We start from the raw sequence: 18723 nt of genomic DNA on the forward strand, positions 1-18723 counted from the left end.
ATTAATTTTTATTCATAGCCATTTTCTGAAAACCTTATTGGAAACATTGTAACAGAGTGCGTTCGGTTTTTCAATCAAAAGTATCAACAACGACATTTTTCGTTGACAAAGAGGGCTTTTTTTTCTATAATTTTTAACGAGGTAAAGCAATGGCGTTTTCATCTAAGGCATGAGAACGCCCATTTTTACATACAGCAGTAAATGCAGGAGGTGCATATAATGAATAATTATACGCGTGAAGATATTTTACAGATGGTAGAAGAAGAGGATGTGGGATTCATCCGGCTACAGTTTACCGATATTTTCGGAACATTGAAAAATGTAGCGATCACTACCAGCCAGTTGGAGAAAGCGCTGAATAACCAGTGCATGTTTGACGGCTCTTCCATTGAAGGCTTTGCAAGGGTGGAAGATTCGGATATGTATCTTTATCCGGATCTGAATACATTTGAGATTTTTCCGTGGAGGCCGCAGCAGGGTAAAGTTGCAAGACTGATCTGCGAGGTGCATAAAGCAGACGGAACACCATTTGAGAGCGATCCGAGATATGTACTGAAGAAAGTGATCGAAGAGGCAAAAGAGATGGGATATCAGTTTAACGTCGGGCCGGAATGTGAATTTTTCTTATTCCATATGGATGATGACAGTGTACCGACAACGATTTCCCATGAGCGAGCCACATATTTTGACCTTGGACCATTAGATTTCGGCGAAAATGCGAGACGTGACATGGTATTGACAATGGAGGATATGGGATTTGTCATCGAGGCATCTCACCACGAGATGTCGCCGGCACAGCATGAGATTGATTTCCAATATGACGAGGCGTTGTCTGCGGCAGACAATATCATGACATTCAAACTGGTTGTCAAGACGATTGCCAAGAGACACGGTCTGCATGCATCCTTTATGCCAAAACCGAAGTACGGAGAGAATGGTTCCGGCATGCATACGAACATGTCATTAAGCCGGGATGGTGTGAATGTATTTTCAGACAGTTCAGATGAGAAAGGGCTGAGTAAAGAAGCTTATTATTTCATCGGTGGAATTATGAAACATATCAAAGCGCTGACCTTTATTACGAATCCGATCGTGAATTCATATAAGCGTCTTGTGCCGGGATTTGAAGCACCGGTATATATTGCATGGTCAGCCAAGAACAGAACGCCATTGATCCGGATCCCGACGGCGCCGGAGGGTGAGGAGAGAATCGAGCTTCGTAGTCCTGATCCGTCAGCCAATCCATATCTGGCATTTGCAGTATGCCTTGCCGCTGGACTGGACGGAATCCGCAACAAGATCATGCCGCCAAAAAGCATTGACTGCAATATTTTTGAGATGACGGAAGAAGAGCGGGCGGCAGCTGGTGCAGAACTTCTGCCGAGAACGCTTCTGGAAGCAGCACAGGCATTTGAAGAGGACACTTACATTAAAAATGTGCTTGGCGATGATCTGACGGAAAAATATATCAAAGTGAAGACGGAAGAGTACATGAATTATCGTAATCAGGTGACAGACTGGGAAATCGCAAAGTACCTGCATGTCATTTAGGCACCCTTAGTAAGAATAAAAATGAGACGACTAAAGGAGGTGTCAGCATGATAGGTATTATTGTAGTATTTCCAAAGAAGGAAAATGCAATTAATATCCGGAATCTGCTGGTGCGAAATGGAGTAAATGTTACCGGAGTGGCGACAACGGGGGCACAGGCAATGCATTATGCGGATACTGTGGATGAAGGAATTGTCGTGTGTGGTTACAAATTAAAAGATATGATGTATACGGATCTCAGAGAATATCTTCCGGAAAATTTTGATATGCTGCTTGTCGCGTCGCAGGATAAATGGAGTGACGGACTGGTGCGGGGCGTGATGGGATTGTCGATGCCGATTAAAGTGTATGATCTGATGAATACGATCGAGATGATGCTGACCGATATCGACAGGCGCAGACGGAAACGCAAGAAGCAGTTAAAAAACCGTGATCCGAAGCAGCAAGAGACAGTCAGAAAGGCAAAAGAACTGCTGATGGCACGTAACAATATGACGGAAGAAGAGGCACACAGATATTTGCAGAAAAGCAGTATGGACAGTGGAACAAACATGGTAGAGACAGCAGAGATGGTATTGAGCATTATGTCAGAGTAGAGGAGATATAGAAGATGGAATTTACAAAAATGCAGGGGTTGGGCAATGATTATGTCTATGTAAACTGCTTGAGAGAAACAATTAAGAATCCGGCGGAAGTATCGAAGTTTGTCAGTGACAGACATTTTGGAATCGGTTCGGACGGGTTGATTATGATCTGTCCATCCAAGGTGGCAGATTTTGAAATGCAGATGTATAATGCAGATGGTTCCAGAGGTGAAATGTGCGGAAATGGTATCCGCTGTGTTGCTAAATATGTATATGATTACGGTCTTACCGATAAGACGAGCATTTCCGTGGAGACACTTGGCGGGATCAAATATCTGGATCTGACTGTGGAAGATGGCAAAGTAAGCCTTGTGAAAGTTGATATGGGAAGTCCGCGCCTTGCGCCATCCCAGATTCCGATCGTGCCGGAGAATCCGGAAGATACAAGAATCATTGATGCCCCGCTTGAAGTAGAGGGGAAGATATATTATATGACAGGAGTTTCCATGGGCAATCCGCATACAGTGGTTTATGTAGACGATGTAAAAGGATTGGATCTTTTGAAAATAGGTCCGTCTTTTGAAAATCATAAACGGTTCCCGGAGCGTATCAATACAGAATTTGCACATGTACTGGACCGTAAAACGGTAGAGATGCGTGTGTGGGAGCGTGGTTCCGGTGAAACACTTGCCTGTGGAACAGGTGCTTGCGCTGTTGCAGTAGCCAGCATTTTAAACGGGTTGACAGAGGATCGGGTAACCGTAAAACTACTGGGAGGCGATCTGCTCATTGAATGGGATAAAGAAGCAGATAAAGTCTATATGACCGGACCTGCAAAGGTTGTATTTGACGGAGAGATCGATCTTACAGATATTGATGTATAATGCGTCACACATTGAATTCCAGAAACAACAAAACAATCAGTAAAGTCATAAACAGGAGGAAGAAAGATGTTTAAAGTAAATGAAGATTATTTAAAACTGCCGGGAAGCTATTTATTTTCCACAATTGGAAAGAAAGTACGTGCTTATCAGGAAGAGAATCCGGACAAGAGCATTATCCGTCTTGGAATCGGTGATGTTACACAGCCATTGGCACCGGCAATCATTGACAGCCTGCACAGTGCAGTAGACGAGATGGCACATGCGGAGACATTTCACGGGTATGCACCGGATCTGGGATATGAATTTTTGAGAAGTGCAATGGCAAAGAACGATTATCAGGATAAAGGATGTGATATCAAAGCAGACGAGATCTTCATTTCCGACGGAGCAAAATGTGACTCCGGTAACATTCAGGAAATCTTTGCCAAAGACAATAAGATCGCCGTATGTGATCCGGTATATCCGGTTTATGTAGATACAAATGTTATGGCAGGACGTACAGGAACTTACGATGCGAAGACAGAGACATGGAGCGATGTCATTTACATGCCATGTACAAAAGAGACGAATTTTGCACCGGAACTGCCGAAAGAAACTCCGGATATTATTTATCTGTGTTTCCCGAATAATCCGACAGGATCTACCATTACAAAAGCACAGTTACAGGAATGGGTAGATTATGCCAATAAAGTCGGAGCCGTCATTATCTATGATGCTGCTTATGAAGCATATATTTCTGAGGATGATGTACCGCACAGCATTTATGAGTGCGAAGGTGCAAGAACCTGCGCGATCGAGCTTAGAAGTTTCTCAAAGAATGCAGGATTTACAGGTGTCAGACTTGGCGCAACGGTGATTCCAAAAGATCTGAAATCCGGAGATGTAATGTTGCATTCTCTCTGGGCAAGAAGACATGGAACGAAGTACAACGGAGCACCGTATATCGTACAGAGGGCCGGAGAAGCTGTATATTCTGAGAATGGTAAAGCACAGTTAAAAGAGCAGATTGCCTACTACATGAAGAATGCAAAAACGATTAAAGAAGGCCTAAGAGATGCCGGATATAACGTATCCGGTGGTGTAAATGCACCGTATATCTGGCTGGAAGTTCCACAGGGAATGACATCCTGGGATTTCTTTGATCATCTGTTAAAGGATGCCGGTGTTGTAGGAACTCCGGGATCAGGATTCGGACCAAGCGGAGAAGGATATTTCCGTCTGACAGCATTTGGCTCTTATGAAAATACAGTGGCAGCCATTGAAAGAATTAAGAAGATGGGTTAATTTATTATGTTATATACAATACCGGATTATTACCGGCAGTTTCACTGCGTTGCCGGAGCCTGTGAAGATACATGCTGCACAGGATGGCAGATCGTAGCGGATAAGTCGGCACTCAGGCAATATAAAAAAGTAACAGGAGAATACCGAAAGGAGATTCGTACCGGTGTGGACTGGAAAGAAGGCGCTTTCCGGCAGGATGAGGAGAAAAGGTGTTATTTCCTGAATGAGGATAATCTCTGCAATATGTACACAGCACTTGGTGAAAAGGCATTGTGTAAGACGTGTAAGCGTTATCCAAGGCATATTGAAGAATTTGAGGGTGTCAGGGAAATGACGCTCTCTGTGTCATGCCCGGAAGTGGCAAAAATCCTGCTACAAAGAAAAGAACCGGTGCAGTTTCTGATTCATGAAGATGAGAAAGAAGAGTGCTGGGATGATGCATTTGATCCATTTTTATATTCCCTTCTGGCAGATGCAAGAACAATGATGATACAGATCCTGCAGAACCGTGAACTGTCATTAAATCTGCGCACCGGACTTGTGCTTGCAATCGCCCATGACCTGCAGATCCGGATTCAGAAGCAGGAAATATTTGACGGAGAGATGGTACTGGAAAAATACCGGACAGAAAAAGCAATGGATTATATAAAAGGACAGATCGCTAAGCTTTATACAGAAGAAGAGAAGCATAGGTTCTATGAATTTATGACAGAAACTTTCCGGGATCAGTATCGGTTAGAGAGACTTCGGGATAACTGGGAACCACATCTTCTGGAAACAGAACAGTGGCTGTATGGAAAAGGTGAGGCTCACTACTATGAGCTTAGGAATGCGTTTGAAGGATGGATGGCAGAGAAGATGCCGGAATTTGAGATACAGAAAGAACAGCTTCTTGTGTATTTCTTAAGTACTTATCTGTGTGGTGCGGTTTATGATGGACATGCATATTCCAAGGCGCAGATGGCGGTTGTAAGTGTACTGCTTATGCAGGAAATTCTGATGGCGCAGTGGATAAAGAATGAAAAAGAGTTGTATTTTGAAGATCTTGTTGATACAGTATACCGCTTTTCAAGAGAACTGGAACATTCCGATCCGAATCTCAACCTGATGGAGCGTTTGATGAGTGAAAGACCGGTGCCGTGGTTTGCAAAGAAAGCTGCAGAAGAATAGAGTATAAATAAAGTTAGGAAGATAAGTAAATTGATAAATTGTTTATTTGTAGGTTTAGGTGGATTTATCGGAGCAGTCTGCCGTTATCTGATCGGTCTGCTTCCGGTTCAAAGTGAGAGCGGATTTCCATATAAGACGTTTTTGATTAATGTGGCAGGAGCTTTCCTGATCGGCTGCATTGCAACTTATGCAGGAAAGCATCCGTCAGTGAATCCTCAGCTTATGTTATTTCTGAAAGTTGGAATCTGCGGAGGATTTACGACATTTTCTACGTTTGCATTTGAAACGACGGATCTGTTTCAGAGCGGACATACAGTGACAGCGCTTGTATATGCTGTGCTGAGTGTAGTATCAGGTGTTCTGGCTGTGTTTGCCTCCCAGTTTCTGCTTCACTAGGAAGAAGAGACCGAGGAAAGATACAAGCAGTTCGGAGATCGGAAATGACATCCAGACACCGGTCATACCGAGAATATTTGCAAGTAATATAGATAACGGAACGATAATGAGCAGTCCGCGAGCCAGGGAAATGACCTGCGCCGGGACTGCTTTTTCAATGGATGTAAAGTAAAAGGAAAGCACGATATTGAATCCGGCAAACAGGATGCCGGCAAAATAAATACGAAGTCCTTTTACGGCGATCTGCTGCAGAAGCGGGTTTTGTTCACTGTTAAATGCAGTGGTGATACCATCTGCGCCAAATAAAATCCCTGCATAAATAGTAACAGAAAGTGCCGCCATCAGAAAAAGTCCGTAGCGTCTGTATTGTAATGCATGTTGCCGTTCGCCGCGTCCATAGGCATGACTGATAAGTGGCTGGATTCCCTGTCCGATACCAGTGAAAATGGCGATGACGACGAGAATGAGATTCGCAATCACACCATAGGCTGCAACAGCCGTATTTCCTTCAAGGCGCAGCATTAACATATTAAATACGATCATAACAACACCGGATGAAACTTCGGTTACGAGGGAAGAAAAACCAAGTGCAAGTGTCGAACCTGTAAGTGAAGCGGACAGTCCGGTACGGACAAGATGAAATTGGTTTTTCCTGCGGATACGGTAAATGGACTGGATGAGCATACCGAAGAGTGGAGAACATCCGGTTGCAAGTACCGCTCCGAAGATTCCCATATGAAGCGGAAAAATAAAAATATAATCAAACAGGATGTTGGCAAGGCTGCCACCGACCATTGCATACATGGCGAGATGTGGAGCACCGTCATTGCGGACGAATGCCAGAAACACTTCATTAAATATAAATGCCGGAGCAAAGAGAAGAATGATACGCAGGTAGGTATACGTCATATCAAAGACTTCTGCATTGGCTCCAAGGATTCTTGTCAGGGGAGCAGCAAAAACAAGTCCCGCACAGAAGAAAAATGTGGAAAATAATGTGGCAAGAAGAATCGTATGTGTAAAAAATTTATTTGCATGGGCTGTCTTTCCCTGACTTTTGCTTACCGTATAGCGTGTTGCTCCGCCAAGACCGAGCATGAGGGCACAGCCGTGAAGAAAATTATAGGCAGGAACTGCAAGGTTCAAAGCAGTCAGACCATCAGCGCCGACACCATTTGCGATAAAGAAAGTGTCAGCCAGTATATAGAGTGAAATTCCGAACATGCCAAGCACATTCAGACTGGCATAGCGGATAAACTGTCCGAAGATAGTAGGTGAAGTTTTAGTTACCTGCATAGTAATGTCCTTTCTGGTTAAATTACGGAAGTATGTATATCGTTCATTTTTGTGAATGTTTATAATGCTTATATTATATGTGTATATGTTCCTGCGGATTGCTCGTATTCTATACGTTTACAATCCACAAGAGTATAACAGAACAAAAATCTGTTGTCCAGAAGATTACCCGGAGAAGAACTTGTAAATGAAACAGCAGTAAATTATAATGATATCAGAGTTAAAAGATCTGAACCCATGTGAGCTTATATATAAGCGGGACAGGATCTCCCGGAAAGTGAGGAGTCAGCTTATGAAAATGAGAAAATGGATAATATCTGTACTGGCAGTGCTTCTCGTAATTGCGCTGGCAGGATGCGCGACAAAAGAAGAAAAAGCGAAACCAAAAAAAGCGCCAGAACCACTGGTGATCAATACAAAAGATAAGAAAAAAGATTACAGTGACAAAGAAGCAAAAACCGCAGAAGCTGCAAAGAAAGCAAAAGAGGAACAGGCGAAGAAGGAACGTGCAAAGAAAAAGCAGGAAAAAAAGCGCCAGAGGAATGATAAACTTGTAGTGATCGATGCAGGACATCAGGCGCGTGGCAACAATGAACAGGAGCCGGTGGGACCGGGAGCATCTCAGACAAAAGCTAAAGTTGCATCGGGAACAAGTGGTGTTTCCACAGGAAAACCAGAGTATCAGTTAACTTTAGAAGTTTCAAAGAAACTAAAAAATATACTGGAAGTGCGTGGGTATAATGTGAAGATGGTGCGCACAACGAATGATGTAAATATTTCCAATGCGGAGCGTGCAGAGGTGGCGAACAATGCGAATGCAGATGCATTTATCCGTGTCCATGCAAACGGAGCAGAGAACAGCAGTGCGAATGGAATGATGACGATCTGTCAGACGGCATCTAATCAATATAATGGCAGCCTGTATAAGCAGAGCAAGGCATTGTCGGAGGCAGTTCTGGACGGTGCAGTGAAAGCAACCGGAGCAAAGAGAGAACGAGTATGGGAGACAGATTCCATGAGCGGTGTGAACTGGGCAAAAGTGCCTGTGACGATTGTTGAGATTGGATATATGACGAATCCGGCGGAAGATCAGAAGATGTCTCAGGCAGACTATCAGAAGAAGATTGCATCCGGGATTGCAGATGGGGTGGATCATTATTTCGGAAAATAACTGCAGAGATAAATTTGCAAAATCTCTGTAAGATGGGTATAATGGGAAAGATTGTGAATACAGTCATTACTGAGTAAAAATAAGGGAAGAACAGCCAGGAGGAAGCGGAAAAATGGGAGCATTATTTTTCGATATAGATGATACACTCTTAAGTGGTGTTACGAAGAAAGTTCCGGAGAGTGCACTGGAGGGAATCCGGAAAGTTAAAGAGAATGGGCATAAAGTACTGATTAATACAGGGCGGACGATATGCAGCGTTCCGCCGATTATTAAAAAGCTTGATGTAGATGGATTTTTATGTGGATGCGGAACCTATCTGATTTATAAGAATGAGGTGCTTTTTGAGAGCCATATATCTATTGAAGAAGGAAATCGTTATATAGATCTGATGAAAAAGTATCACATTGAAGGATTTCTGGAAGGAACGGATGACATGTACTTCTCAGAACGGGTAAGTCAGTGTGAACCCGTGGAAAGTACACGGAGATATATGGCGTCCATGGGGCTTGGCAGAGAGACAAGCATGGAGAAGAAGAATTTTGAATACGATAAATTATTGATCCATATTAATAAGAAAGATCCGAACTGCAGATATCAGGAATTTTTTGCATCGATTGAAGATGGCATAGATATCATTGATCGATTAAATGGGATGTATGAACTGGTGCAGAAAGGATATTCCAAAGCAACAGCGATTGAATTTATGAGACAGCATCTGGGACTTACGAAGGACGAGGTGTATGTGTTCGGCGACAGCAGCAACGATCAGTCTATGTTTGAATATGCAAAACATTCCATTGCAATGAAGAAGCACGATCCGGTGTTAGATCCATATACAGAGTATGTGACAGATACCGTTGAAAATGATGGTGTATACAAAGCAATGCAGCATTATGGTCTGATCTAAAGAAGCAGATACTTGTAAAGGATGTATGAAGCATACTGGCGAATGGAAAATTATGGTCTGATCTAAAGAAATAAAAAAGCAGATAGTAGAAAGAAGGTTGAAAACGTGGGTGAGCGTTTGACAGAAAGTGATGTAGCCAAAATCAAAGAAGAGATTGAATACCGCAAACTGGTTGTGCGTAAGAAAGAACTGGAAGCGGTAAAAGAGGCAAGAGCACAGGGCGATCTGAGTGAGAATTTTGAATACAAGGCAGCAAAGCAGGACAAGAACCGGAATGAAAGCCGTATCCGTTATCTGGAACGTATGCTCAAACATGCGCAGATTGTTTCTGATGAGTCGAAAGCGGATGAAGTCGGCATTAATAATACAGTAGAAGTATATTTTGAAGAGGATGATGAGACAGAGACTTACCGGCTTGTGACAAGTGTGCGTGGCAATTCGCTGCAGGGACTGATCAGTATTGAATCACCACTTGGAAAAGCGATTCAGGGACATAAAGTTGGTGACCGTGTGTTTGTAAATACGAACGGTAATGCCGGTTATTATGTCAAGATCCAGAAGATTGAGAATACAACAGATGATTCGCAGGATTCGCTGAGAAAATATTAATATAAGCCATTTAACATGATGTTGGGGTTAAAAGATGCCATACGAATTGTTCCGTACTTCGTAGTTTTAGGCTTTTGATCCTGGCACCTTAACATATAAAGGAAAAGAGAGGGCAAAATATGAAACGAGAAAAATTCGGATCGCGTCTGGGATTCATTCTTGTATCTGCAGGATGTGCGATCGGTATTGGCAATGTATGGAAGTTTCCATACTTGTGTGGACAGATGGGAGGAGCAGCATTTATTCTGATTTATCTGGTATTCCTGTTGATTATGGGAGTGCCGGTTATGATCTGCGAGTTCGCCATCGGCCGCGGCAGTCATTTCAGTGTCGCCGCAGCATTTGAAAAACTGGAGCCGGAAGGAACAAGATGGCATATTTCCAAATGGATCGGCATTCTGGGAAGCTATCTGTTGATGATGTTTTATACGAGTGTAGGCGGATGGATGATGTATTACTGCTTCCGCAGCATACGTGGTGATTTTGTCGGAAACAGTGCAGAGGAAGTCGGTGCAAAATTCACAAAGATGCTTGCTGATGCGCCCAATATGGCATTCTGGACGATACTGATCTGTGTGATCGGATTTGCAATCTGCTGGTTTGGTATTCAGAATGGAATTGAAAAAGTATCAAAAGTTATGATGTCGGTATTGATGGTACTGATGATCATTCTTGCAGTACATTCTGTTTTCTTAAAAGGAGCCGGAGCCGGAATCCGTTTTTATCTGATTCCGGATTTCCGGAAAATGGCAGAAATTGGAATTGGAAATGTTATTTTCGGGGCGATGAGTCAGGCGTTTTTTACATTATCAATTGGTATTGGTGCTATGATGATTTTCGGAAGTTATCTGGAACGTAACCGGAGCCTTGCAGGAGAAGCACTCAGCATTACAGGGCTGGATACATTCGTTGCACTGATGGCAGGATTCATTATTATCCCTGCATGTTTTGCATTTGGCATTGAACCGGGTGCAGGTCCGAGTCTGATATTTATTACCATTCCGAATATTTTTTCTCAGATGCCGGGCGGACAGGTATGGGGAGCGTTATTCTTCCTGTTTTTGACGTTTGCAGCATTTACAACGCTGGTAGCAGTATTTGAAAATATTATTTCTTTTGATATGGATCTGTTCCACTGGTCCAGAAAGAAAAGCGTAATTGTCAGTGCAATTTTGATTATTGTACTGAGTATGCCATGTGTTCTTGGCTTCAATATTCTTTCTGGTATCCAGCCGTTAGGCGAAGGAAGTACAATTATGGATCTGGAAGATTTTATTGTTTCCAATAACTTCCTGCCACTTGGAAGTCTTGGCTATCTTCTCTTCTGTACGAGAGAGAATGGATGGGGCTGGAAGAAATTCCTGGAAGAAGCGAATACCGGAGAAGGAATCGGCTTCCCGAAGGGATTAAAAGGCTATGTAGGCTACGTGATTCCACTTCTTATCATCATTATTTATCTGAAAGGATATTATGATAAATTCAGCCCGCTTGGTACAACAACACTTGTAATCTGGATGGCAGTAGCTGTTCTGCTTCTTGGATTCGTGCTTTACTGTGCAGGTGGGAAAAAGAAAGAAAAGAATAAATAGAAATTAAAAGGTTTCTAATGAAATAATTTTACATAAAAGGAGGGCAACATATGAAATACCAGATTGTAGGCGATACCTTGCCGGCGGTTATCTGTCAGTTAGAACCTGGCGAGAAGATGATCACGGAAGGTGGCGGAATGTCATGGATGTCTCCGAATATGCTTATGGAGACAACGTCGAATGGCGGTATTGGGAGTATGATAGGAAGAATGTTTTCCGGCGAGAAGGCATTTCAGAATGTTTATACCGCACAGGGAGGAGAAGGAATGATCGCATTTGCATCCTGCTTCCCGGGATCGATTCGTGCATTTGAGATCGCACCGGGACAGGAAATGATTTTACAGAAAAGTGCATTTTTGGCAGGCGAAGTCGGTATTGAAATGTCGGTATTCTTCAACAAAAAACTGGGAACCGGCTTTTTCGGTGGTGAAGGCTTTATCATGCAGAGGATCAGCGGACAGGGAACCGTATTTGCAGAATTTGACGGACATGTCGTGGAGTATGAACTTGCACCGGGACAGCAGATTGTTGTAGATACCGGCCATCTGGCTGCAATGACAGCAAGCTGCCAGATGGACATTCGAAGTGTGCCGGGCGTTAAGAATATGCTGTTTGGAGGCGAGGGCATATTTAATACAATTATTACCGGACCGGGACGTGTATGGTTACAGACTATGCCGATTAGTAATGTGGCAGGTGTATTGAGACCGTATATGCCGAGCGGAGATTAAAGTGAATGAAGAAACTTTTCTGTTACGGGGGACGGGGCTTTTCTAGAAAAGCCCCGTCCCCCTTTAACGTTTTCACGAAATAAACATATCTTTTCCACATTTTCTTCAAGCTTTCTTCTTATACTGTTACAAGTATTGAACAGTATAAGGAGGATATGTATTTTGATCGAAGTGAAAAATCTGACCAAATGCTATGGAAAGCATCTGGCTGTAGATAACTTAAGCTTCACGGTACAGGAAGGGCAGATCTATGGCTTTCTGGGACCGAACGGAGCCGGAAAATCTACGACTATGAATATTATGACGGGATATCTTGGCGCTACAAAAGGAGAGGTGCTGATCAACGGGCATGACATTTTAAAAGAGCCGGAAGAAGCAAAAAGCTGTATCGGATATCTGCCGGAGCAGCCACCGCTTTATATGGAAATGACAGTTCTTGAATATCTGACGTTTGCAGCGGAGCTTAAGAAAATTCCAAAGGCGGAAAGAGAATCACAGATTCTGCGCGTAATGAGACTTACGAAATTAGATCCGGTAAAAGAACGGCTCATTCACAATTTATCCAAAGGATATAAACAGAGAGTTGGTCTGGCACAGGCAATTTTAGGATTTCCGGAGATCATCATTCTGGATGAGCCTACCGTTGGTCTTGATCCGAAACAGATTATTGAGATCCGTGAACTGATCCGTACGTTGGCAAAGAAACATACGGTAATTTTAAGTTCCCACATTCTGGCGGAAATCCGTGAAGTGTGCGATCATATTATGATCATTGCAGGCGGACACCTGGTGGCAAGTGATACACCGGAGAATCTGGAAAATCTGATGAGCGGCACCGGACATGTTGCGCTGGAGACAAAAGCTTCCAAGGAGCAGATGGAAGTGGTTTTAAAATCTGTTCCGGAGATCAGCTCTGTAAAATATGAAGAAACGGATGAGCATACAACACTGGCTTATATAGAGAGCAAAGACGGTACAGATCTGCGGGAGAAACTTTTCTATACATTTGCAGATGCAAGGATTCCGCTCCTTACACTAAGGCTGAACAAATCATCTCTGGAGGATATCTTCCTTGAGCTGACGCAGGGTGGTAAAAAACAGAAAGAGGCAGAGAAAAAATTAGCCGGTAAGGAGGAACAGAAGTAATGAGTGCAATTTATAAAAGAGAGTTGAAATCATACTTTCATTCGATGATCGGCTATGTATTTATTGCATTTCTGATCGCATTTACAGGAGTTTATTTTATGGCATATAACCTGAATTATGGATATCCATATTTCTCTTATGTGCTGTCCGGAGTTCTGATCGTATTTGTTATTGCAATTCCGGTGCTCACGATGAGAAGTTTTGCCGAAGAACGCAAAAGCCGTACAGACCAGATGCTATTAACAGCTCCGGTCAGCCTGTTTCAGGTCGTTATAGGAAAATATCTTGCAATGGTAACAATCCTGGCAATTCCATGTGCAGTATATCTGATTTTCCCACTGATCATTAAGACACAGGGAACGGCATATATACTGGCAGATGATATGGCGATTCTCGTATTTTTCCTGCTGGGCTGCACGTACATATCTGTCGGAATGTTTGTTTCGGCACTGACAGAGAGCCAGATTATTGCAGCGATTGGTTCGGTTGGAATCCTGCTTCTTCAATATCTGTGGAACGGAATTATGGATCTTCTTCCGACTTCTGCAGTCACAAATGTGATTGGAATCGGCGTTCTTTTAACACTGATTGTTCTTGCTATCTGGCATATGACAAAAAATATTGTGATCGCCGGAGGTCTGGAAGTGATCGTACTTGCTGGATGTGGGATTACTTACGCAGTAAAGTCAAGCATTTTTGAAAGCGCATTAAATACATTTTTTAGTAAATTTTATCTGGCAGGAACTCTTGATGACATTGTTTCCAATCATCTGGTAGATGTAAGTGGAATCATTATGTATTTTTCGCTTACAGCTGTTTTCATTTTCCTTACGATGCAGATGATACAGAAAAGACGTTGGAGTTAGGAGGGCAATATGTTAGAGAAAATAAAAAATACATTTAAAAATGTATCTTCCAGAAACGGAAGTTACAGTGTCGGAATGATTGCACTGGTTGTAGCAATTGTTGTCGTCGTAAATCTGATTGCGGGACAACTGCCTGAAAATGTAAAAAGCATTGATGTCAGTGATAAGAAAATCTATCAGATTTCAAAAACGAGTAAAAAGATCCTGAACAAACTGGATTCAGACATTACATTTACAGTCTATGCACAGAAAAAATCTACCGATGACAGAATCAAAGCGTTTCTGAAAAAATATGCAGCGCTTTCAGATAAGATTACTGTGAAATGGGTAGATCCGGTACTGCATCCGGGAGAACTGACAAAAAATAATGTGGAAGAGAATATGATTCTTGTATCGGATAAGAAAACGAAAAAGACAACGACGGTTTCGTTCAGTGACATCATTGTGACGGATGAGTATTCCTATTATACAACCGGCAGCAGTACGGAGTCTGAGTTTGACGGAGAAGGACAGCTTACCAGTGCAGTCAATTATGTGACAAGCGATACGCAGAAAAAGATTTACTACACGACCGGACATGGAGAAGGAACATTTTCTACATCGGTTACAGACCTTCTTGGAAAGAGTAACATTAAGCAGGAAGAACTGAATCTTGTTATAAAGAATAAAATACCGGATGACTGCGATTTGTTATTTATCTATGCGCCGACGAAAGATCTGACAAAAGATGAAGTAAAACTTCTGAACAATTACATGGACAATGGTGGGAAAATCTACGTTGTTCTCGGTGATGCGGATAAAGCACAGCCGAATCTTAAGAGTTTCCTGAAGAAATATGGTATTCAGGAAGTGAGCGGCTATATTGCAGATACACAGAGAAGCTATCAGGGAAATTATTATTATATTTTCCCGGAACTAACAGCGACAGGAAATCTGGCAAAAGGTTTAAGTTCAGACATGGTTCTGCTCGTCAATGCACATGGCCTGAAAGTCTCTGATCCGGAAGATGATACTGTGACAACAACAGAATTTATGAAAACATCATCTTCGGGTTATGCAATAAGTGACAATGATCAGAAGCAGGGAACATATACACTCGGAGTTGTAGCAGAAAAATCAAAAAATGGTTCCGATGATTCAGACGGAGAAATAGACAGTTCAGATATAGCAGATACCGGAAGACTGACTGTAGTGTCTTCCGACAGCCTGATCAATCCGGATGTTACAGATAATATGTCCACACTGGAAAATCTGGATCTGTTTATGAATACAGTCACAGCAAACTATGACGATGTAGAGAATGTTTCAATCAAGGGAAAGAGTCTGCAGGTTACATATAATACGGTACACCATGCCGGAATTATCAGCCTGTTCATCATATTTGGAATTCCTGTGCTGATCCTCGTATATGGATTCATACAGTGGTGGAAGAGAAGAAAAGCGTAAAAAGGATTTCAAAGAAAAGAGGACATGTATGAAACAGAAAAAGAGAATGTTACTGCTTGTAGGAATTCTGGTTGTCCTGTGCGGCGCATATGGCGGAATCAAGGCATGGAACCATCAGATGAAGACGCAGAAGGCGGCAAAGAAAAAAGCACAGACCGTGCAGATTATAGATGCAGATGACTTGACAAAGATCAGTTATAAAAAGGGAAATAAAAATATGACTTTTGTCAAGAAAAATGATACCTGGGTGTATGAAAAAGATAAGACCATCAAATTAACACAGAGTGCGGTTGAGCAGATTACGGGTACTGTGGAAAGTCTGACAGCAGAGCAGAAACTGGATGCTCCGGATGCGTTGGAGGATTATGGACTTGCGGATCCGGCATATAAAGTATCTTATGAGACAGCTTCCGGAGAAAAAGGAACGCTCGATATCGGTAATAATGTTGGAGAAGATTACTATGCGAAAATCGAAGAAGAAGATACAGTGTATACGATTGGAAGTACACTGGTAGAAAACTTACAGTTTCAGCTATCTTCCTTTGTGAGTCTGGATACTGTGCCGTCCATCAGTAGCGGCAATCTGAAAAAAGTTGCAGTTACGAAAAATGGAACGACAAAGACATACGATGATGAAGATGATCTGGCACAGCTTGCCGGAGGATTCGGAACGATTACGCTGACTGACTGTGCAGATTACCATGTGACAGATAAGACACTTGGCAAATATGGTCTGGAGATTGACAAACGGACAACAGCAACCGCTACATACAAAGATTCTTCATCCGGAAAGAAGAAAACGTACAGTGTTTACATTGGAAAAACAGACAAAGACGGAGAAAACCGGTATGTGATGCCGGAAAATTCAAAAATTGTATACAAAGTCAGCAAAGACGTTATTACAAATATGATTACAGTCTCAGATTCAGATAATTAAATTTTACTGGAAAAAAGACGACCTTCTATTTATAATGTATATGATACCGGAGTCCTAAGGCCTTAAGCCACATGAGCTTGCTCATAATTGGGAAGATTGTGAGAGTGCGCAGCACGGAATAATCTACGGGTATCATATAGCTATGAGAAAATTATGGGAGGTATGTCTTGTGAGACACAATACACCGGACACGATTAAGCGTGCAGAGCGGTTTCAGATTATTTTAATAGGTGAAGGAATATTAGTTGGAGCAATCGCAGGACTGATTGTACTTTTGTACCGGATCTGTCTGGAATATGCGGGAAAATGGTTAAAGCAGATCCTCGCATATGCGTCAGGCAATCCGGTGCGGATGGCAGGATGGTTTGCGGTGCTCCTTTTGCTTGCCTGGATCGTGGCAAAACTGGTACAGTTTGAGCCGATGATATCCGGAAGCGGAATCCCTCAGCTTGAGGGCGAGATGGTAGGAAAATTAGATCAGACCTGGTGGCGTGTGATGCCGGCAAAGTTCCTCGGCGGCTTCTTATGCCTGCTTGGAGGACTGGCACTTGGAAGAGAAGGCCCATCGATCCAGCTTGGCGCCATGGTAGGAAAAGGGGTATCCAGAGGGCTTGACAGAGGAAAGACCGAAGAGAAGTTTTTATTGACCTGTGGAGCCAGTGCAGGACTTTCAGCAGCGTTTCATGCACCTCTTGCAGGAGTCATGTTTTCACTGGAAGAAGTCCATAAGAACTTTTCCGTATCGGTACTCGTATCCGTAATGTCTGCGTCGCTGACGGCAGATTTCTTATGTTCAAATGTGCTGGGAGTAAGTTCCGTGTTCCAGTTTGATATCTTGCATGCACTGCCAATTCATTCCTATGGAATGATCGTGGCACTTGGAGTGATACTTGGCGTGCTGGGTGCATTTTATAACTGGTTTACTTTGAAATCACAGGAAATCTATAATAAAGCAACGCTTTTACGACCGGAAGTGAAAGTCATGATTCCGTTCGTATGTGCCGGTATTCTTGGATTTACCGCTCCGGATCTTCTGGGAAGCGGACACGCTCTGATTGAATATCTTACAAACAGTGATGTGATGCTTAAGAGCGTTTTGTTTCTCCTGATCGGAAGATTCATCTTCTCAGCAGTAAGTTTTGGATCAGGAGCACCGGGAGGCATTTTCTTCCCGTTACTTGTCATCGGAGGCTATATCGGAGGCGCTTTTGCAACGATCAGTGTGCAGTATTTCGGACTGAATCCAATGTATATCAATAATTTTGTACTTCTGGCAATGGCAGGATATTTTGCCGCAATTGTGCGGGCGCCTCTGACAGGGATTATTCTTATTTTTGAAATGACCGGTTCCTTAAGTCAGATGCTGTCGTTATCGGTTGTATCCATTGTGGCTTATGTTGTAGCAATACTGATGAAGTCAAAACCGATTTATGAAAGTCTGCTGGAGCGTCTCCTGCAAAAGCGTGGAGAGTCTGTGACGGATGAGACCGGCGAAAAGGTACTTGCGAACTTTGTTGTGAAACAGGGATCTTCGATTGAAGAAGAACTGATCAGGGATGTGAAATGGCCGGATAACTGTTTGCTTGTAGCAATACAGCGAGGTACAGATGAGATTATTCCGAAAGGAAAGACAAAACTTCAGGCAGGAGATTTGATTGTAACGATGACAGACGAACGTGATATGGGAGTCATACATGAGAAGATGGAGGCGCTTTGTCAGGAACGATTTTGAAATTTTTTGATTTGGTACTTGCAATTTAAAAAATCCTGTGCTACCATAAACATAGTTTTTAAACAACAAAGCGATGAAGGAGACTCTGTTCTTGTGGAATTAACAGGAAGGAAGCACCGCCGACTGAGAGTGCATCTGAAGGAAGCAGAACAATAGGGAACACTCTGGAGCAGATCTGTTGAACGTCGGCAGGAGATTACCGGATGTAGATTATTAGGCAGATACGTAAGGCACACGTTACGTGCAAGAGATAAGTTCAAAGGCGAGCTTAATGCGGGTGGTACCGCGGATAACAAGTTTATATCCGTCCCGGAATACAAGTATGTATTCTGGGACGTTTTTTAGTACCGGAGGTTCGAAAGAATCTCTTTTTTTATTTATCAAAAAGATTTTTAGTGATAAATAAAATGGCTCTGCGAGGACG

General features: G+C 42.7%; 17 protein-coding genes. 16 read left to right on the forward strand and 1 reads right to left on the reverse strand.

Going from position 1 to position 18723, the window contains the following annotated elements; genetic code table 11:
• The first annotated feature begins 219 nt into the window (after positions 1-219).
• The 6 genes from glnA to crcB all read left to right on the forward strand — a co-directional run bounded on the left by glnA (position 220) and on the right by crcB (position 5869).
• The gene (gene glnA / locus DXC04_RS01225; protein WP_117536789.1) at positions 220-1551 is read left to right on the forward strand and encodes a type I glutamate--ammonia ligase; all 1332 of its coding nucleotides are present in this window, start codon (positions 220-222) and stop codon (positions 1549-1551) included.
• A 47-nt stretch (positions 1552-1598) separates the two neighbouring features.
• Positions 1599-2147, forward strand: a complete 549-nt coding sequence (locus tag DXC04_RS01230) for an ANTAR domain-containing response regulator (protein ID WP_021860868.1) — start codon at positions 1599-1601, stop codon at positions 2145-2147.
• 14 nt (positions 2148-2161) lie between these two features.
• Positions 2162-3019: a diaminopimelate epimerase gene (gene dapF, locus DXC04_RS01235; RefSeq protein ID WP_118659586.1), complete on the forward strand. Its 858-nt coding sequence runs from the start codon at positions 2162-2164 to the stop codon at positions 3017-3019.
• A gap of 66 nt (positions 3020-3085) precedes the next feature.
• Positions 3086-4303, forward strand: a complete 1218-nt coding sequence (locus DXC04_RS01240) for an LL-diaminopimelate aminotransferase (RefSeq protein ID WP_118659588.1) — start codon at positions 3086-3088, stop codon at positions 4301-4303.
• Between the two features lie 6 nt (positions 4304-4309).
• Positions 4310-5473 carry a flagellin lysine-N-methylase gene (gene fliB, locus DXC04_RS01245; RefSeq protein ID WP_118659590.1) on the forward strand — a complete coding sequence of 388 codons (1164 nt, stop codon included), beginning with the start codon at positions 4310-4312 and terminating at the stop codon, positions 5471-5473.
• 30 nt (positions 5474-5503) lie between these two features.
• On the forward strand, positions 5504-5869 hold the full coding sequence (gene crcB / locus DXC04_RS01250; RefSeq protein WP_118659592.1) for a fluoride efflux transporter CrcB: 366 nt from the start codon (positions 5504-5506) through the stop codon (positions 5867-5869).
• On the opposite strand, the gene DXC04_RS01255 is transcribed toward crcB, so the two are convergent.
• Positions 5825-7165, reverse strand: a complete 1341-nt coding sequence (locus tag DXC04_RS01255) for an MATE family efflux transporter (protein WP_118659594.1) — start codon at positions 7163-7165, stop codon at positions 5825-5827. The two genes, crcB and DXC04_RS01255, sit on opposite strands and share 45 nt — an antisense overlap.
• 292 nt (positions 7166-7457) lie before the next feature.
• Here DXC04_RS01255 and DXC04_RS01260 point away from each other — a divergent pair, with 292 nt between their 5' ends.
• From DXC04_RS01260 to DXC04_RS01305, 10 genes are all read left to right on the forward strand, one after another.
• Positions 7458-8336: an N-acetylmuramoyl-L-alanine amidase family protein gene (locus DXC04_RS01260; RefSeq protein WP_330426406.1), complete on the forward strand. Its 879-nt coding sequence runs from the start codon at positions 7458-7460 to the stop codon at positions 8334-8336.
• A 112-nt stretch (positions 8337-8448) separates the two neighbouring features.
• Positions 8449-9243 carry an HAD family hydrolase gene (locus DXC04_RS01265; protein ID WP_118288201.1) on the forward strand — a complete coding sequence of 265 codons (795 nt, stop codon included), beginning with the start codon at positions 8449-8451 and terminating at the stop codon, positions 9241-9243.
• 105 nt (positions 9244-9348) lie between these two features.
• Entirely contained in the window at positions 9349-9852 is a 504-nt protein-coding gene (gene greA / locus DXC04_RS01270; protein ID WP_021860860.1) for a transcription elongation factor GreA, read from the forward strand.
• Between the two features lie 119 nt (positions 9853-9971).
• On the forward strand, positions 9972-11441 hold the full coding sequence (locus tag DXC04_RS01275) for a sodium-dependent transporter (protein ID WP_118659595.1): 1470 nt from the start codon (positions 9972-9974) through the stop codon (positions 11439-11441).
• A 50-nt stretch (positions 11442-11491) separates the two neighbouring features.
• Positions 11492-12172 carry a TIGR00266 family protein gene (locus DXC04_RS01280; protein ID WP_021860858.1) on the forward strand — a complete coding sequence of 227 codons (681 nt, stop codon included), beginning with the start codon at positions 11492-11494 and terminating at the stop codon, positions 12170-12172.
• 162 nt (positions 12173-12334) lie between these two features.
• Positions 12335-13318 carry an ABC transporter ATP-binding protein gene (locus DXC04_RS01285; RefSeq protein ID WP_117536780.1) on the forward strand — a complete coding sequence of 328 codons (984 nt, stop codon included), beginning with the start codon at positions 12335-12337 and terminating at the stop codon, positions 13316-13318.
• On the forward strand, positions 13318-14184 hold the full coding sequence (locus DXC04_RS01290; protein ID WP_021860856.1) for an ABC transporter permease: 867 nt from the start codon (positions 13318-13320) through the stop codon (positions 14182-14184). The genes DXC04_RS01285 and DXC04_RS01290 overlap by 1 nt, the downstream gene beginning before the upstream one ends.
• A gap of 9 nt (positions 14185-14193) precedes the next feature.
• Positions 14194-15630, forward strand: a complete 1437-nt coding sequence (locus DXC04_RS01295; protein WP_118659597.1) for a GldG family protein — start codon at positions 14194-14196, stop codon at positions 15628-15630.
• A gap of 28 nt (positions 15631-15658) precedes the next feature.
• Positions 15659-16567 carry a DUF4340 domain-containing protein gene (locus tag DXC04_RS01300; RefSeq protein ID WP_118659689.1) on the forward strand — a complete coding sequence of 303 codons (909 nt, stop codon included), beginning with the start codon at positions 15659-15661 and terminating at the stop codon, positions 16565-16567.
• Between the two features lie 169 nt (positions 16568-16736).
• Positions 16737-18299: a ClC family H(+)/Cl(-) exchange transporter gene (locus DXC04_RS01305; RefSeq protein WP_117536776.1), complete on the forward strand. Its 1563-nt coding sequence runs from the start codon at positions 16737-16739 to the stop codon at positions 18297-18299.
• Positions 18300-18723 lie beyond the last annotated feature (424 nt).

The organism is Dorea sp. OM07-5 (assembly GCF_003481355.1).
GTDB classification, from domain to species: Bacteria; Bacillota; Clostridia; order Lachnospirales; family Lachnospiraceae; genus Dorea_D; species Dorea_D hominis.

Excerpts from the sequence above, each read along its gene's own strand:
- glnA (WP_117536789.1), top strand. The coding sequence starts at position 220 with ATGAATAATTATACGCGTGAAGATATTTTACAGATGGTAGAAGAAGAG.
- DXC04_RS01230 (WP_021860868.1), top strand. The coding sequence starts at position 1,599 with ATGATAGGTATTATTGTAGTATTTCCAAAGAAGGAAAATGCAATTAAT.
- dapF (WP_118659586.1), top strand. The coding sequence starts at position 2,162 with ATGGAATTTACAAAAATGCAGGGGTTGGGCAATGATTATGTCTATGTA.
- DXC04_RS01240 (WP_118659588.1), top strand. The coding sequence starts at position 3,086 with ATGTTTAAAGTAAATGAAGATTATTTAAAACTGCCGGGAAGCTATTTA.
- fliB (WP_118659590.1), top strand. The coding sequence starts at position 4,310 with ATGTTATATACAATACCGGATTATTACCGGCAGTTTCACTGCGTTGCC.
- DXC04_RS01255 (WP_118659594.1), bottom strand. The coding sequence starts at position 7,165 with ATGCAGGTAACTAAAACTTCACCTACTATCTTCGGACAGTTTATCCGC.
- DXC04_RS01260 (WP_330426406.1), top strand. The coding sequence starts at position 7,458 with ATGAAAATGAGAAAATGGATAATATCTGTACTGGCAGTGCTTCTCGTA.
- DXC04_RS01265 (WP_118288201.1), top strand. The coding sequence starts at position 8,449 with ATGGGAGCATTATTTTTCGATATAGATGATACACTCTTAAGTGGTGTT.
- DXC04_RS01275 (WP_118659595.1), top strand. The coding sequence starts at position 9,972 with ATGAAACGAGAAAAATTCGGATCGCGTCTGGGATTCATTCTTGTATCT.
- DXC04_RS01280 (WP_021860858.1), top strand. The coding sequence starts at position 11,492 with ATGAAATACCAGATTGTAGGCGATACCTTGCCGGCGGTTATCTGTCAG.
- DXC04_RS01290 (WP_021860856.1), top strand. The coding sequence starts at position 13,318 with ATGAGTGCAATTTATAAAAGAGAGTTGAAATCATACTTTCATTCGATG.
- DXC04_RS01295 (WP_118659597.1), top strand. The coding sequence starts at position 14,194 with ATGTTAGAGAAAATAAAAAATACATTTAAAAATGTATCTTCCAGAAAC.
- DXC04_RS01300 (WP_118659689.1), top strand. The coding sequence starts at position 15,659 with ATGAAACAGAAAAAGAGAATGTTACTGCTTGTAGGAATTCTGGTTGTC.